Here is a 16,094-nt window from a genome sequence, read left to right as displayed (position 1 = left end):
TCAATAATTAGGGAAAAAGTAGGAGAAGGGGATAATATGAACATTATTGGGGAGGGTATTCGCGAAAAGAGGGGAAGTATTCGCGAAAACACTTGAGAAATTCGCGAAAAAGAAGAGAAAATTCGCGAAAAATACAATTTATCAGCCAAACCCAAAAAAAGGTCTATGTAAAAACACTCTTTTACATAGACCTTTCCGAAATCGAACGATTAACTTTCACTCGTTCCCAAGGTTTTGACTTCCAGCGTCTGAAGGCAAATATTCCTCTAAACCATTCATCTATCCCTTGAGCCAACCAGATACCAAGAAGTCCCAATCCTAATGTAATTCCTAGAGCATAGCTCAGCGTAACGGCAATTCCCCACATGGAGATAATACCAATAATGACAGGGAAGCGAACATCACCGGAGGATTTTAAGGAACTCATTAAGACAATATTCATCGCTCTTCCTGGTTCTGTAAAGACCACTGCCCAGAGAATAGGTAGCCCGATAGCAATAATTTCATAGTTATCTGTAAATAGCTCTAATATTGGCTGGCCGATTAATGCCATTACAAGGGCTGCCGCTAATGAAACGATCATGGCAAGTCTAAGTGTTTTAATGCCTCGTTTTAATGCACGGTCAAACTGCTTCCCGCCAATATAACGTGCAACCAGAAGCTGAGTACCTTCAGCAATTGCTAAAGTAAATAAATAGCAGATCATGGAAATATTACTAATATATACTCTGGCTGCTAAGGAGGCATCTCCTAGAGAAGCAACCATTGCAGTAATCATAAGCTGTGAAAATTGATACGATAAATTTTCTCCCGCAGAAGGAATGCCGATATAGAGCATATCTCGAATATCTTGTTTATTGACTTTGATGAAATCCTTAACGGAAAAGGTTAAAGCAATTCTTTTATAAACAAGATAAAGCAAAACAAGCACAGCAAATGTACGAGCTATAACGATAGTCCATGAAACACCAATGACACCTGTGATAGGTAAACCAAAAACACCAAGAATACTAATGGCATAACCGGATACGCTAATTACATTCATCAAAACACTAACAATCATGGATTCTTTTGTAAAGCCATGACTTCTTAATATGGCACTAAGTGCAAGTGAGAGAGATTCTAAGAAGAGGGACGCACCACATATACGAACAAATATTAATCCATATTCTAATACTTCACCGCGAATATCGAAAAGTTGTAATAAATGTTCACCGAAGATAACAACGAGGGCTGCAATAATTATGCCGAACCAGAAGTTTAAACCAACCGCAGAGCGTGCAAACCTTCTAGCAAGATTAAGCTCATTAGCCCCAAGTTTTTGCCCGATTAGTATCATGGCAGCAATAGACGTTACATTAAAGACTAGAATAAAAATCCCAAGAAGCTGATTGGCAACTCCTACACCTGCAGCTGCGCTGTCAGAATAATGGCTTAGCATTAAGGTAGCAGTTACTCCCATACCCATGTGTAAAGCAAGTTCAATAAACAGTGGCCAAGATATATTAAAAAGAGACTGATTTTGTATTTTATTTGTTGAAACACTCAACAGGTAAAACTCCCCTTTACATTTTAAAAATAGAAAACATAACAATCATTTTATGCTTATTTGGAAGAAAGTAAAGGGAAAGAGAGCATTTTTTTTTAGAAATTTTTCAAAAATCTTGAATATAGTAGTAATTAGCGCTTTTTTTGGAATTATTTATAGGAATAACCCATTATTTACCGTAACATATGCTAAGTATTTTGCCTTTTAACTAAAAAATTAATTGAAATGTAATGAATAGTGTCATGACAAGTGTTATTATAATAGTTAGTTTTTATAATTATACCTATCAGTGGGAACCTAAAGGAAAAATGGGAGGATTACAATGAAAAAGGAAATATCTCAAAGAAAGATTCTTGGTATCGCAGGATTAGGATGGATGTTTGATGCGATGGATGTTGGAATGCTTTCATTTATTATTACTGCTCTCCAAGCAGATTGGGGTTTATCGGGAAAAGAAATGGGCTGGATTGGCAGTATGAATTCGATTGGAATGGCTGTCGGAGCACTTGTTTTTGGATTAATGGCAGATAGAATCGGAAGAAAACATGTATTTATGATTACATTATTACTCTTTTCTATTGGCAGCGGGCTCTCTGCCTTTACTACATCCTTAACTATCTTTCTAATCCTACGTTTTTTCATTGGAATGGGACTTGGTGGGGAACTGCCGGTAGCATCCACACTTGTTTCAGAAAGTGTTCCAAAGGAAAAACGAGGCAGAGTCGTTGTGTTACTTGAAAGCTTTTGGGCATTTGGCTGGTTACTCGCTGCAGTAATCTCCTATTTTGTTATTCCAAAATATGGGTGGCAGGCCGCACTTATAATAAGCGTTCTCCCAGCATTTTACGCTATATATTTACGTTTGCATCTACCTGATTCACCAAAATTTTTAAAAGTAGAAAAAGAGAAAAAGCTAACGATTAGGGAAAGCTTGCAAGCTGTATGGTCGAAGGAAAATCGGAAGCAAACAGCAACCTTATGGATTTTATGGTTCTGTGTAGTCTTTTCTTATTATGGAATGTTTTTATGGCTTCCGAGTGTCATGGTATCTCAAGGCTTTAGTATGATAAAAAGCTTTGAATATGTATTAATTATGACACTAGCACAATTACCGGGATATGCTTTGGCAGCCTATTTAATTGAAAAAGCAGGAAGAAAGTTTGTACTCGTTCTATTTTTAATTGGGACAGCAGGTAGTGCCTTTATGTTTGGGTTAGCGGGAAGCACAGCGATGCTGCTTACTGCAGGGATTCTTTTATCCTTCTTTAACTTAGGTGCATGGGGAGCTCTTTATGCTTATACACCAGAACAATATTCGACCAAGGTCCGAGGAACTGGAGCAGGAATGGCTGCTGCGATTGGAAGAGTTGGCGGAATCTTAGGACCGTTATTAGTTCCCTACCTAACAGCACAAAAGGTTTCGATTCCCGCTATTTTTACTATTTTTTGTATTGCTGTATTAATCGGAGCAGCAGTAGTTCTGTTTTTTGGAAAAGAGACTAAGAATACCGAAATTATTTAGAGTGGCTCGCCACTCTTTTTTTGTTAAATATTCTAACAAAAGTTCAATTGTGAAAAAAATTTTACATATAACCTTCATATTGATTTTATTTTTCTTGAATAATAATCACTTTTTATATAAAGGGAAGAGGAAGATTACATTCTGATTTCTATGATAGCGTTTTAATAAAGACTGAAATAAAAAAATATTTACATATTCAGAATATTGGTGATATTATAGCTACACACTAATTAAACGGTTTAGGAGGAGCATGACATGAAGATCAAAACAAATACAGCACTGAATATTATACTCATATTATGCTCTTAGGATTAAATAATCCCTCTTTATTAAAACGGGAATTGTTTAGTCCAGTTTTTGTTATTTAAAAACAAGGCGCTAAACAGTTTGTAAAACTTGAAGGTGCCTATCCATTATTGGACAGGCTTTTTTGTTTTTATCTAGCTAATAATTATTTTCAAATAGAGGAGTAGAGAATGATGAAGAACAAAGAATATTTTATGGAACGAATGTATAAAGCCTCAGCAGGAATGTCAAATGCAGTCCTTGTAACATTAGGAATGGGATTGTTGTTAGAATCGATCGGAAAAGCATTTGGCTGGGATGTTTTAATTCAAATTGGCGGAGTAGCAAAGGTATTGTTAGCACCGGCATTTGGAGCGGGAATTGCCTATCAGTTAGGTGGAAACACATTAGTTATTTTTAGTGCGATGGTCTGTAGTACAATTGGGGGAAATGCGCTGCATGCAACAGATGCTGGAATGGTGCTTGTTTCCGGACAGCCAATCAGTGCAGTATTAGCAGCAGTAGTGGCAACATATGTTGGGAAGTGGATTAACGGAAAAACAATTTTAGATATGGTGGCCATTCCAGCTGCAGCAATTTTAGTTGGAGGAATTGCTGGAGTAGGTTTAGCGGCAGTGACGACTCCAATGCTAGAATGGATTAGTGCCCAAATCACTTCATCGGTTCAAGGCTCACCTTTAGTAGCACCAATGGTTATCTCGTTAGTATGGAGCATCCTGCTGATGACACCAGCATCATCAGCAGCTTTAGCAATTGCATTGCAAATGGATCCAGTGTCAAGTGCGGCAGCGTTAATCGGGTGTACGGTACAATTTGTTGGATTTACAGCGATGTCTCTACGTCAAAATGATTTAGGAGGATTTCTTGCACAATCTATCATTACACCAAAAGTACAGTTCCCTAATTTGGTGAAAAACCCGTTGTTAATCATTCCACCTTTTGTAGCAGCCGTCATTTGTGCCCCGATTGCAACATTAGGATTCGGATTCACGGCAACGTATGAATTGGCTGGATTAGGATTGAATTCTTTAATTGCGCCAATCAGCATTATGGCCACACAAGGCTTGCATGGATTCTTAATTTATGTGGCAGTAGGTATGGTCCTTCCAATTGTGATTACACTTCCGCTTTATTTCGTGATTCTTCGCGCAGGCTGGGCAAAAGCTGGAGATTTAGCTATGAAAGTACAGTAAAAATTATGAATCGAGGCTTCCGAAAATTAGGAAGCCTCTTTTGATGAAAAGGATAAAAGTAGTGGAGGTGGTAAGAATGAATCAATCGGGTATTACAGTTAATGATTTATTACGACTCCCTGTTTTAAAGGATGCAAAAGTGATAAGTGGGAGGGAAGGGTTAAATAGAAATGTTCAAAATATCGATATTATGGAAGTTCCTGATATCGACGGCTGGTTAAGGGGGGAGAGTTGCTGCTAACAACAGCTTATTCCATAAGGCATGATCTTTCCTTACTGACAAAGCTTGTGGAGAAATTAGCGCAGGCAAATGCTGCTGCATTAGCGATAAAACCGGAAAGGTATTTACATGAAATGCCAAAAGAGATGATGGAGGTAAGTAATAAATATAATCTTCCCATTATTCAGCTTCCAGTCGGTGTGCCATACATTGATATTACAAATGCTGTCATGGAACAAATTGTAAATAAACATGCTGCTTTACTTAGAAGGTCTGAAGAAATTTATAAGAAGTTAACGACATTGGTTCTTGAAAACAGTGGGATACAAACGGTTGCTGATAATGTATCACAAATGATAGAAGCACCTATTATTCTTTTAGATAAAGCTGGCAAAAAAATTGTTTGCTCCCCAATGGTAGGAAGGATGAACGAATATACGCATATAAAGCAATGGGATATTACAGTAGATAAGGAGCGAGTTGGCAAATTTTTAATTGAAAAAGAGCATTTGGATGAAATGGATAAAATTTGCGTAGAACAGGCACGACTAGTTTTTTCTTTAGAATTAATGAGAAGAAAAACAGCAATGGATACAGAGAATCATTTAAGAGGAAACTTTATTGAAGAACTGCTTGCAGGCATATTTCTCCCTCAAGAAGAAGTGGTGAATAAAGGAAGACAACTTGGATTGGATCCTGAAATAATGTGGGAGATAATCGTGATGGAAAGTGCAAATCTTATGGAGGAAGGTTCACCATTGTTACATGAATTAAGCAGCGTTATAGAATCTGTTAATCTAGCTCATGCTAATAAGGTTTACACACAGAAACAAGGAAATCGGCTTGTTATCCTCTCAGCCGCTCCCTATCAACCTATTATGACAAAGGAAACAAATCAACTATGGATGGAGAAATTAATCCCTCTTATTAAGAAATATACCGATTTTCAAGTAGGATTTGGCGGAAGAGCTTTATTATGGGAGATACATTTAAGTTATTTAGAAGCTAGAAATTCACTTTTAATTGGATTAAGTCTTAATAAAGGGAAAAAAATGTACTTTTATGAAGATATTGAGCTATTTAAGTTGTTACTAGACAGTTCCGACTATGTCAATATGGATCCAGTTATTGAAAGGAAAATAGGTAAGTTAATACAATATGATAAAGAAAATGACAGTGATCTTGTCAAAACGCTCTTTTATTACTTGACTTCTAATGGAAGTCTAAAGGAAACAGCAAATCAATTATATATTCATCGTAACTCAGTAAAATATTGCATTGATAGAATAAAAGAAATAGCAGATATTAAATTAGATACTTTCCAAGAGAAGGTTTTATACTATTGTTGTATATTCTTTCATAACTTTAAGGGTTCCTAAAACAGAGGGGTCTATTGTACTCGGAGCACAATAGCCCCCTCTGTTTTTTGTTTTTTTAGGACATTGTGACAAAAAGACAGAAAAGTTAAAATATAAATATTCAGAAAATTTAAATTTGAAGAGTGGGGATATGATTGGTGTCATTCGTGTTTTTACAACGGAGAATAAAGCAGTCTTGGACCATCATGGCAAAATAATTACAGAATTATATGGATTGCCAACCGTAAATCACTGTATACCAGATCAAGCGTTAGGTATTTATGATAATGCTTCAGAAAAAGAAGCAATCCCAAAAATCGTAGAGTTAGGAAAAAAGATGGAAAGGGAAGGAGCAAGGATACTTGTTATTAGCTGTGCAGCAGAACCTGGGATTGAAGAACTAAGAAAAGCAGTATCTATACCAGTAATAGGAGCGGGAAGTGCTGCTGCATTAACAGCTTTTTCTTTAGGAAAACCTGTAGGGATATTAGGGATAACCCAGGATGTTCCAGAAGTTATGAAGAAGATTTTAGGGGAGCTGTTGGTAGGCTTCAAAGTTCCAGAAGGTGTAGAAAATACGACCGATTTACTGAAAGAGGAAGGGAAGGAAAAGGGGCTGAAGGCTGCTAAAGATCTGTTAGATCAAGGAGCCAAGGTAATTGTGTTTGCTTGCACAGGTTTTTCAACAATTGGACTGGCAGACCAATTGCGTAATGAATTGAGAGTTCCCGTTATTGATGCAGTCGAAGCAGAAGGACAGTTTGCAGCACAGTTATACTGACGTTGTCATATGGACAACCAATTAGTTGATAAAAATTTTTCTCTTCATCGTATGACAATCGTTTTGATTTTCTTTTTTACTAAATAAGAGTAACGAAATAATTGGACTTATTTTTAATATTCTTTATTCACTGGCTTACAATATCAACAACATCGAATGTACCACTTATTTTAGTATGACTCCACTCTTTAATATCAAAATGCTATTTAAAAATAATTTGGAGGCTAGTCTATGAAACAAGTAGAACCAGTAAAAAAACACCCTCGTTTATTTGAACCTGTTTCCCTTATATTTACCATTATTACTGCAGTATTTGGTGCTATTATCGGGATGCAAATTATCGTGTCTTTAGGAGTAACACCCAATACATCTATTATAGGAGCGCTTCTAGCAATGTTGATTGCTAGAATTCCTATTACTATCTTCAAGAAATATAAGTCTATACATAGACAGAATTTAGTACAGACTTCTATATCAGCTGCAACTTTTGGGGCTGCAAATAGTTTGTTAATCCCAATCGGCATTCCCTTTCTAATTGGGGAACCAGATTTAATTATTCCGATGCTCATCGGAGCAGCATTGGCCATGTTTGCAGATGCTGCCATTTTATATAAACTATTTGATTCGAAGCTGTTTCCTGCATCAGGTACATGGGCACCAGGAGTAGCAACAGCACAAGCTATCGTTGCTGGTGATAAGGGAGGAAAACGGGCAGGGCTTCTTGGAATTGGAACACTTATTGGTGTTATCGGCTCGATTTTGCATATTCCGATGTCTGCCTTTGGGGTTGCTTTTATCGGTAACATATGGGCTTTAACTATGTTTGGAATTGGCTTACTATTCCGACAATATTCTATTCCTGTTTTTGGTGTAGATGTAAACGCCCTTTACATCCCACATGGCATTATGATTGGTGCAGGAATTGTGGCGTTAGTCCAAGTTACGCTATTAATCTTTGGAAAAGATAAAAGAAAGCAAAAGGGAAAAAATCAAGAGGTAGCTGCAGCTATGGAAAATGATGTAGACGACTCGAATTATACAACACCTATTTCAGTAGCAAGAAAGACTTTAGGAATTGGCTTTATTGTTTATATTGCGATTGCTTTAATTATTGCTTTAACAGGTGGACTTATTACAGATATGTCATTTGGTATGTTGATTGGATTTCTGATTTTTGCTGCATTTGCCGCATTTGTTCATGAGTTAATCGTTGGTATTGCTGCCATGCATTCAGGGTGGTTTCCAGCCTTTGCGGTTGCCTTTATTACCCTCCTTATCGGTATGATGATTGGTTTTCCGCCTTTAGCACTTGCTTTACTTGCAGGATTCAGTGCCGCGACAGGACCGGCTTTTGCAGATATGGGCTATGACTTTAAAACAGGTCATATTCTACGGGGAAAAGGCGCTGACAAAGAATATGAAATAGATGGAAGAAAACAACAATATATGACGTCATTAGTTGCCTTTGGAGTCGCATTGCTAACAGTGCTAGTCACTTATAAAGGATATTTTGCCAATAATCTTGTTCCACCAATAGATGCTGTCTATGTTTCTACGATTCAGGCAGGCACTTCTATGGAAGTCGCTCGGCAATTATTAATATGGGCTATTCCAGGGGCTATCCTACAAATACTTGGTGGTTCAAGTAGACAGCTAGGAGTAATGTTTGCAACAGGTTTGTTAATTTTAACTCCATATGCAGGCGTTGCAGTATTGGTAGGAATTGCGATTCGTTTAATGTGGGTGAAGAAAAAAGGAAAAGAAGCAGAGACGCCAATGAGTATTTTAGCTGCAGGGTTTATTGCTGGGGATGCACTGTATAGTTTCTTTAACTCTGTATTTAAATTAGGGAAATGAGGAGATGAAACGTGACAATAAAGTTAGATGAACAGATTGTAGAATTTGCTGTATATGGTGGTGCCATACTAGGAGGCGGCGGAGGAGGAAAAATAGAAGATGGACTTCAGATAGGACGCCTTGCTTTAGAGGTTGGTCAGCCTGTCTTAAAAACAGCAGAGGAAATGGCGGATGAAGATTTACTTGTAACGGTTTCGCTAGTTGGTGCTCCAGCAGCTAAAGGGCAGTATGTAAAGCCGGTTCATTATGTCAAAGCAATGGAGCTATTGGCAAGTAAGCTAGATAGACCAATTCAAGGAATTATTACCAATGAAAATGGAGCTGGTACTACAGTAAATGGCTGGTTTCAATCTGCTATGACAGGGTTACCAGTAGTAGATCTGCCTTGTAATGGAAGAGCTCATCCAACTGGCACAATGGGGTCTTTAAATTTAACAGAGATGCCTACTTATATTTCTCATCAAGCAGCCGTTGGCGGGAAAGGAGATAAGTATGTAGAAATGCTTATCACTGGTTCTCTTGATATAACAGCAAAAGCAGTTCGCCAATTGTCTATTGATGCTGGCGGGTTAGTAGCAGTGGCAAGAAATCCTATCACAGTGGGATACGCAAAGAAAAACGGAGCGAAGGGAGCCATTTCGCAAGCAATTACAGTAGGCAAAGCCTTGCTGTCTAATAAAGGGGAATCTGCTATCGAAGCAGTTGTGTCTGAATTAGGCGGATCTATAGTCACAGAAGGAACAGTAACGGCATGTACTTTAGACACAATAGGAGGTTTCGATGTAGGAAAAATAACTATTGAAGACTGCTATGATATGACCTTTTGGAACGAGTATATGACAATTGAAAAAAATGGAGTGCGTTTTGGAACCTTTCCAGACCTTATTATGACATTGGATACAAAAACAGCTAGACCTATTGTAACCGCGGAAATGGCAAAAGGTCAGCAAGTAGCTGTTATAACCGTTCCCAAGGAAAAATTACGCTTAAGTAGTACGATGAGTAACCAAAAGTTAATCCAACCAATTGAAAAAATAATAAACAAAAAAATTCTAACTTATCTTTAAAAAGGAGAGATTGATAGAATGGTTTTAAAACAAACTTTAGTAGCATTAGAAACGTTAGATAATGCATTTGTAACAGGAGAAATTGTTGCTGATTTATTTAAAGAATATCCAAATGTACAAACAGATGTTGTAAAAGTAACAGGGGAAAAAGGAAGCACAGATTTTATTAAGATTACCATACCGGGAGCAAAAGGGAAATCTTCTGGTGGAACTGTTCCGACATTAGGTATTATTGGAAGATTAGGGGGCATTGGTGCACGACCAAGCAGAATTGGGTTAGTATCTGATGCTGATGGTGCCGTAGCGGCAATTGCTTCTGCTTTGAAACTAGCAGATATGCAGGTAAAGGGAGATGTACTTGCTGGAGATGTGATTGTTTCCACACATATTTGCCCAGATGCACCAACAAGACCACATGAACCTGTTGACTTTATGGATTCTCCAGTCGATATTTTAACAATGAATAAACATGAAGTAATTCCAGAAATGGACAGTATTATTTCAATTGATACTACAAAAGGAAATAGAGTGATCAATCATAAAGGAATTGCTCTTTCTCCAACAGTAAAAGAAGGCTACATTCTTCGAGTTAGTGAGGACTTACTAAGAATTATGGAAATGACGACAGGGAAATTTCCAGTCACCTTCCCTGTCACTTCACAAGATATAACACCATATGGAAATGATTTATACCATATCAATTCCATTTTGCAGCCATCTGTTGCGACAGACGCACCAGTTATTGGCTTGGCAATAACAGCTCAATCAATCGTCCCAGGGTGTGGCACGGGGGCTAGTCACGAAACAGATATTGCGGATGCCGTTCGTTTTTCTATAGAGGTTGCAAAGGAAATAGCTAATGGAACTTGCGAATTTTATGATAAAGATGAATTTAATAGAATGACAACCTTATATGGTTCCATGAAAGTCCTGCAAACAATGGGGAAAGCTGTTTCTCCTCAGTCTTAACCAAGTAAGAAAAGAGAGGGGGGCATTGCTTCCTCTCTTTCCTTATAGTAGAGGAGAGAATGACTTATAAAAAGGAGTTGTTTATATGAAAAAGCTTGGAATGATTACAATTGGTCAAGCTCCAAGAACGGATGTTGCCCCAATTGTAGAGAAGTGTGTAAACAAAGCGGAACTTATCCAAGTTGGAGTATTAGATGGGATGTCGAAAGATTATATTGAGACAAATCTATATCCTGAAGAAGGCGATTATGTTTTAACCTCCAGACTAGTAACAAATGAGTCGGTAGTTATGTCTCGCGAAAAAATAAAGCCAATTTTACAGGAGAAAATCTATTATTTAGAGAATATGGGAATAAACCAAATATTGCTGTTGTGCACTGGTGTTTTTCCAGGGCTGCAAACAAGGAAAGCTTATTTAATTGAACCTGATCATATCATTCCCCCCACCATTCACGCATTAGTAGGAAATAGAAGACTGGGTGTAATTGTTCCACTTAAGGAACAAATAAAGACGTCTCTTCCTAAATATGCCCCCTTAGGGTTAAAACCTATTTTTAGTGTGGCATCACCATATAATATGAGTATAGAAACTTTTAAGAATGCAGCTAAAGAATTAAAGAAGGAAGCAGATATAATTTTGTTGGATTGTATGGGATATACAGAGAATGCCAGAGAGATGGTAGCAGAAATAGCTAATAAACCAGTCATTCTCTCCAATGCAATCATGGCAAAATTAGTATCAGAAATGATATAGGGAGAGGATAAAAATGAACGAAAAAATGATAGAAACAAGCAAAAATGTTCTTGCTAACTGTTTAGGCATAAAAGAAGGAGAGTTATTTCTCGTTGTCACAGATGAAGCAAAGAAGGAAATAGCTGAATCCATATATGAAGCTGGTAAAGCGTTACACGCTGAAACGATGCTTATTGTTATGCAGGACAGAGAAAAGTCGGGACAAGAGCCACCAGCAACTGTTGCAGCGGCCATGAAAGCAGCAGATGTGGCTGTTTGTGTAACGGCACATTCCTTAACCCATACACAAGCTAGAAAAGAAGCAGTAGAGACAGGAACAAGGCTTGCGACCATGCCAGGAATAACAAAGGATATGTTCTTAGAAGGAGCCATTTCTGCGGATTATGAACAAGTGAGAATTCTTACGGAAGAAATAACGGAGCAGCTTACAAAGGGAAAGCAGGTCAAAATTGAAAAAGACGGTTATTGTTTAGCATTTGATATGACAGAAAGGCAGGGCATCCCAAGTACGGGAATGTACTTACACCCCGGGGAATCGGGTAATCTGCCGTCTGGAGAAGCATATATTGCACCAGTAGAAGGAACTGCAGCTGGTACCATTGTAGTGGATGGCTCTGTGGCTGGAATAGGAAAGCTAAGTACTCCGCTTAAGCTTAAGATAGAAGAAGGTCGCTTAGTGGAGGCAGAAGGAGAAGAAGGAGAGCAATTATTAAAGATATTAGGCAATGGGGAAGGCAGAATGCTCGCAGAATTTGGGATAGGAACAAATGATAAGGCAAGGATCACAGGTGTGGTATTAGAGGATGAAAAAGTATACGGGACCATTCATATAGCTTTTGGTAGCAATGACACGTTTGGTGGAACAGTTTCAGCAGGCGTTCATATAGATGGAGTTGTCACCCAACCTACCGTTTATATAGATGATGCATTATTGATGGAGAAAGGCGTACTGATAAAATAGCAAGGTGGTGACTTGAGTGAGGGAATATTCGAAACGGGAAACGAGAATTGAGTTAGAAGGCTTATCAAAAGAGGAGCATTTACTTAATGAAACGATTGAGGTACTTACTGCTCATGAGTCAGTAAGGGCTTTTCAATCAAAAGATATTCCGGCAAACATTCTTCAAACGATTATAACTGCAGCTAGAAGTGCACCAACCTCTTCAAACTTGCAGGCGTATAGCATTATTGTAATAAAGGATGAAAAAAGGAAATCACGGTTAGCTACCCTTTCTGGCGAACAGTCATTTATCCATGAGGCACCTGTGTTTCTAGTCTTCTGTGCATATATTTACCGTTTGAAATACGTGACAGAATCACAAGGATATTCTTTTCTAGCCAATACGCTAGAAATGTTTCTTCTTTCCTCAATGGACGCCACCCTTGCTCTGCAAAATGCAGTAGTGGCTGCGGAAGCGTTAGGATTAGGTTGTGTACCTGTTGGTTCTATTCGAAACCATCCCGATGCGGTTGCAGAGGAGCTCGGCCTACCCGCAGGCGTATTTGCTGTTTCGGGATTATCGATAGGCATTGAAAAAGAAGGCACAAGACGAGGCGTAAAGCCGAGATTACCAGAAAAAGTAATGGTTCATCAGGAAAAATATTCAATAGAAAATCTTGACGAGTCATTAGAACAATACGATCATACGATGATTTCTCGTAAAACCTACGATGGCCGTAGAGTCTCCTTAGCTGGAGAACCAGAAAAGCAGGGGAAGGACTACGGATGGAAAGAACATACTGCTAGAAGATGCACAAGGCCAGAAACAATCGCTGCCTCAGCAAGCTTAAGAGAAAATTTGAAGAACGTATTAGAAAGTAGAGGCTTTTCTTTTTAAGGGAGGAATGGATATTGGATGTATTGGAGGCAATAAAAACAAGAAGAAGTTCACGCTCATTTGCAGAACGAGGCGGATTACCTATAGAAGTAGTCGATTCAATTGAACAAAGTATTTTACATAGTCCGTCAGGGAGCAATGCTCAAGAATCTCACTTCCTCATAGTCCAGAACAAAGAGCAGATAAAAAGAATAAAAAGATTTTCCCCAGGTCTATCAGGAGATCCGGCGGCTGTTATTGTGTTGTGCTCCAACCCTGCAGAAGCTCTCCATAAAGGCGGAAAAGATTCGGAAGAAGTATTGCGTTTTGTTAATTTAGGAATAGTCGCTGCCTATATTCTTTTATCTACCCATTCATTAGGTATCGGAAATTGCCCAGTTAGATCCTTTCATAAAAAAGCCATCAAGGAATTGTTGGCGCTTCCACATGAGATGGAGCCAGAGCTTCTCATCAGTTTAGGCTATTCAAAAGAATCTCCAAGAAAGAAAAAAAACAGGGCAAAAGAGGAGGTAATTTCTTTTGACAGATATGGAAACATACAAAAATGAGAAGCTAGTAGAACTTGTTAGAGATTATAGCGGCTATATTCTTACAAGTGCAAAAGGGCTGTATCGAGAGCCTGCTCATTATGGACCACTAAGAATGGTTGGCGCATTGGAACGTACCTTAGTCTTGTTAACAGAACTTGGAATAGAGGATAAGGAAATGGAAGAAGTATTATCCTTCATACGAAAAGAGGGGTGGCGTGCTTTATCAGATCCTTTGGGATATGAGAAAGCATTAGACAAATCGATTGATCAGCTAGTTGAGCTTACCGTGCAAAGTAAGGAGTAGAAGTACTTAAAAAGTGTTTTTGGAGTTTGCAGATAATAGAGACTAGGAAAACGTTATTCAACCGAAGACAAACCCAGCCAATGATACCAAAAATATTATTGGCTGGGTTTTAATTCATTTAAAAAGAAAGATTGTTGTAATTACAGAGAGCCTGAATACAATGTTTTACTTTCGATGAAGCGGTCGCTTCCTTTTCCCCCATTATAGTTTGTTTATTTCCAGCTACTTTTTTAACTCTAATATTGGAATATATTTCTATGTTTTATTTTGTGAATTCAATCACAAAATACTTGCATTAAGAAATATTCGATGTATAATAAAGATGTGAACAGAATGTGAATTCTATCACAATATATGTGATTTTTTTCACTAATCAAGTGAAGGATTTCACATTCAATCTATTACAAAAGGAGTTTTTATACATGAAAGTAGTTGTAATTGGATGTACACATGCTGGGACAGCGGCAGTAAAAACATTAGCAAATGTAAATAAAAATATAGATATAACTGTTTATGAAAAAAATAATAATGTTTCCTTTTTATCTTGTGGAATTGCTTTATATGTTGGCGGTGTTGCCAAAGATGCGAGTCAGTTATTTTATTCTTCACCAGAAGAGTTAAAAGCGCTTGGCGCAACGATGCATATGGAGCATGAAGTCCTAGAAATTGATACAGAAAACAAGCAAGTACGTGTGAAAGACTTACAAACAGGAGAAGAAAAGATTGATCCATATGATAAGTTAGTAATGACTACTGGCTCATGGCCAATAATTCCACCAATTGATGGAATTAATCTGGATAATATTTTGCTTTCTAAAAACTATAATCAAGCAAATGAAATAATTGAGCGCTCTAAGAATGTAAGAAATGTTACCGTAATTGGGGCGGGATATATTGGTGTTGAGTTAGTGGAAGCATTTGCGTTAAATGGAAAAAACGTGACGTTAATTGATAGTGAGGACAGAATTCTAAATAAATATTTAGATAAAGAGTTTACAGATGTGGTTGAGGCAGAATTTGCGGAGCGTAACATTCACTTAGCTTTACAACAAACAGTAACAAAATTTGCAGGTGATGAACGAGGAAAAGTAACAAAGGTTTATACCACAAAAGGAGAATATGAAACAGATTTAGTTATCTTATGTGTGGGCTTTAGACCAAACACAAATCTGTTAAAAGGTAAAGTAGACCTGCTTCCTAATGGTGCTATTAAAATTAATGAATATATGCAGTCAAGTAATCCAGATATTTATGCAGCAGGTGACAGCTGTGCTGTTAATTATAATCCAACTGGAGAAAAAATGTATATCCCCCTTGCAACAAATGCTGTTCGAATGGGAACACTTGTCGGCTATAATATTGCTGGACGACCATTGAAATATATGGGAACACAAGGAACTTCTGGATTGCATATTTTTGGCTTAAATATGGCATCTACCGGATTAACAGAAGTTACGGCTAAATTAAATAATATCCCTTATGAAGTAACAGAAGTAATCGATAATGATCGTCCAGAATTTATGCCGACATTTCATGAAATTCGTTTAAAAGTACTTTTCCATCAAGAGACAAGAGAAATTTTGGGGGCACAATTAATTTCAAAAGCAGATGTGACACAAATGATGAATACATTATCTGTATGTATTCAAACTAAAATGACGATTGATGAATTAGGATTTATCGATTTCTTCTTTCAACCGCATTTTAACAAACCGTGGAATACATTAAATCAAGCTGGATTAGCAGCTATAGCGAAACAAAAAGAACTTGTTAAGCAATAATCACTAGGTGAAAAGAATCATCTCTTTTTATAAAGGGATGATTCTTTCTTTTTTGGGGGAAAGAA

The 16,094-nt window shown here is 37.6% G+C and carries 14 protein-coding genes and 1 pseudogene; 14 read left to right on the top strand and 1 reads right to left on the bottom strand.

Annotation, left to right across the window (positions count from 1 at the left end):
• Positions 1-181: 181 nt before the first annotated feature.
• A complete protein-coding gene (locus NSQ92_RS21315) occupies positions 182-1,549 on the bottom strand; it encodes an MATE family efflux transporter (RefSeq protein WP_047940852.1) in 1,368 nt (455 codons plus the stop codon).
• A gap of 322 nt (positions 1,550-1,871) precedes the next feature.
• Here NSQ92_RS21315 and NSQ92_RS21310 point away from each other — a divergent pair, with 322 nt between their 5' ends.
• The 14 genes and pseudogenes from NSQ92_RS21310 (at position 1,872) to NSQ92_RS21245 (ending at position 16,029) form a co-directional block, all read left to right on the top strand.
• The gene (locus tag NSQ92_RS21310; RefSeq protein ID WP_047940851.1) at positions 1,872-3,071 is read left to right on the top strand and encodes an MFS transporter; all 1,200 of its coding nucleotides are present in this window, start codon (positions 1,872-1,874) and stop codon (positions 3,069-3,071) included.
• Positions 3,072-3,550: 479 nt separating this feature from the next.
• Positions 3,551-4,570 (top strand): PTS transporter subunit IIC, encoded by a 1,020-nt coding sequence (locus NSQ92_RS21305; protein WP_047940850.1) that lies wholly within the window; start codon positions 3,551-3,553, stop codon positions 4,568-4,570.
• 43 nt (positions 4,571-4,613) lie between these two features.
• Positions 4,614-4,972: pseudogene (locus NSQ92_RS26875) on the top strand (PucR family transcriptional regulator ligand-binding domain-containing protein); the annotation flags it as partial.
• 48 nt (positions 4,973-5,020) lie between these two features.
• A complete protein-coding gene (locus NSQ92_RS21295) occupies positions 5,021-6,169 on the top strand; it encodes a PucR family transcriptional regulator (protein ID WP_445669275.1) in 1,149 nt (382 codons plus the stop codon).
• A 130-nt stretch (positions 6,170-6,299) separates the two neighbouring features.
• Positions 6,300-6,929 carry an aspartate/glutamate racemase family protein gene (locus tag NSQ92_RS21290; RefSeq protein ID WP_341153197.1) on the top strand — a complete coding sequence of 210 codons (630 nt, stop codon included), beginning with the start codon at positions 6,300-6,302 and terminating at the stop codon, positions 6,927-6,929.
• A gap of 231 nt (positions 6,930-7,160) precedes the next feature.
• Complete coding sequence (locus tag NSQ92_RS21285) at positions 7,161-8,786, top strand: OPT/YSL family transporter (RefSeq protein ID WP_047940847.1); 1,626 nt, start codon at positions 7,161-7,163, stop codon at positions 8,784-8,786.
• Between the two features lie 11 nt (positions 8,787-8,797).
• Positions 8,798-9,853 (top strand): DUF917 domain-containing protein, encoded by a 1,056-nt coding sequence (locus tag NSQ92_RS21280; RefSeq protein ID WP_341133396.1) that lies wholly within the window; start codon positions 8,798-8,800, stop codon positions 9,851-9,853.
• 18 nt (positions 9,854-9,871) lie between these two features.
• Positions 9,872-10,822, top strand: coding sequence for a DUF1177 domain-containing protein (locus tag NSQ92_RS21275; protein ID WP_047940845.1), 951 nt, complete (start codon positions 9,872-9,874; stop codon positions 10,820-10,822).
• A gap of 85 nt (positions 10,823-10,907) precedes the next feature.
• On the top strand, positions 10,908-11,576 hold the full coding sequence (locus tag NSQ92_RS21270) for an AroM family protein (protein ID WP_047940844.1): 669 nt from the start codon (positions 10,908-10,910) through the stop codon (positions 11,574-11,576).
• Positions 11,577-11,589: 13 nt separating this feature from the next.
• On the top strand, positions 11,590-12,537 hold the full coding sequence (locus tag NSQ92_RS21265; RefSeq protein ID WP_047940843.1) for an aminopeptidase: 948 nt from the start codon (positions 11,590-11,592) through the stop codon (positions 12,535-12,537).
• 16 nt (positions 12,538-12,553) lie between these two features.
• Positions 12,554-13,414 carry an NADPH-dependent oxidoreductase gene (locus NSQ92_RS21260; protein WP_341153196.1) on the top strand — a complete coding sequence of 287 codons (861 nt, stop codon included), beginning with the start codon at positions 12,554-12,556 and terminating at the stop codon, positions 13,412-13,414.
• 14 nt (positions 13,415-13,428) lie between these two features.
• Entirely contained in the window at positions 13,429-13,962 is a 534-nt protein-coding gene (locus NSQ92_RS21255) for a nitroreductase family protein (protein WP_047940842.1), read from the top strand.
• Entirely contained in the window at positions 13,943-14,248 is a 306-nt protein-coding gene (locus NSQ92_RS21250) for a DUF6092 family protein (RefSeq protein ID WP_144544840.1), read from the top strand. The genes NSQ92_RS21255 and NSQ92_RS21250 overlap by 20 nt, the downstream gene beginning before the upstream one ends.
• Positions 14,249-14,670: 422 nt before the next feature.
• Positions 14,671-16,029: an FAD-dependent oxidoreductase gene (locus NSQ92_RS21245; RefSeq protein WP_047940840.1), complete on the top strand. Its 1,359-nt coding sequence runs from the start codon at positions 14,671-14,673 to the stop codon at positions 16,027-16,029.
• Positions 16,030-16,094 lie beyond the last annotated feature (65 nt).

This window comes from Niallia sp. FSL M8-0099 (genome assembly GCF_038006945.1).
Taxonomy (GTDB): Bacteria; Bacillota; Bacilli; order Bacillales; family Cytobacillaceae; genus Niallia; species Niallia circulans.
Note: the sequence above shows the minus strand (reverse complement) of the source record. Positions and strands in the feature narration are given on the sequence as shown.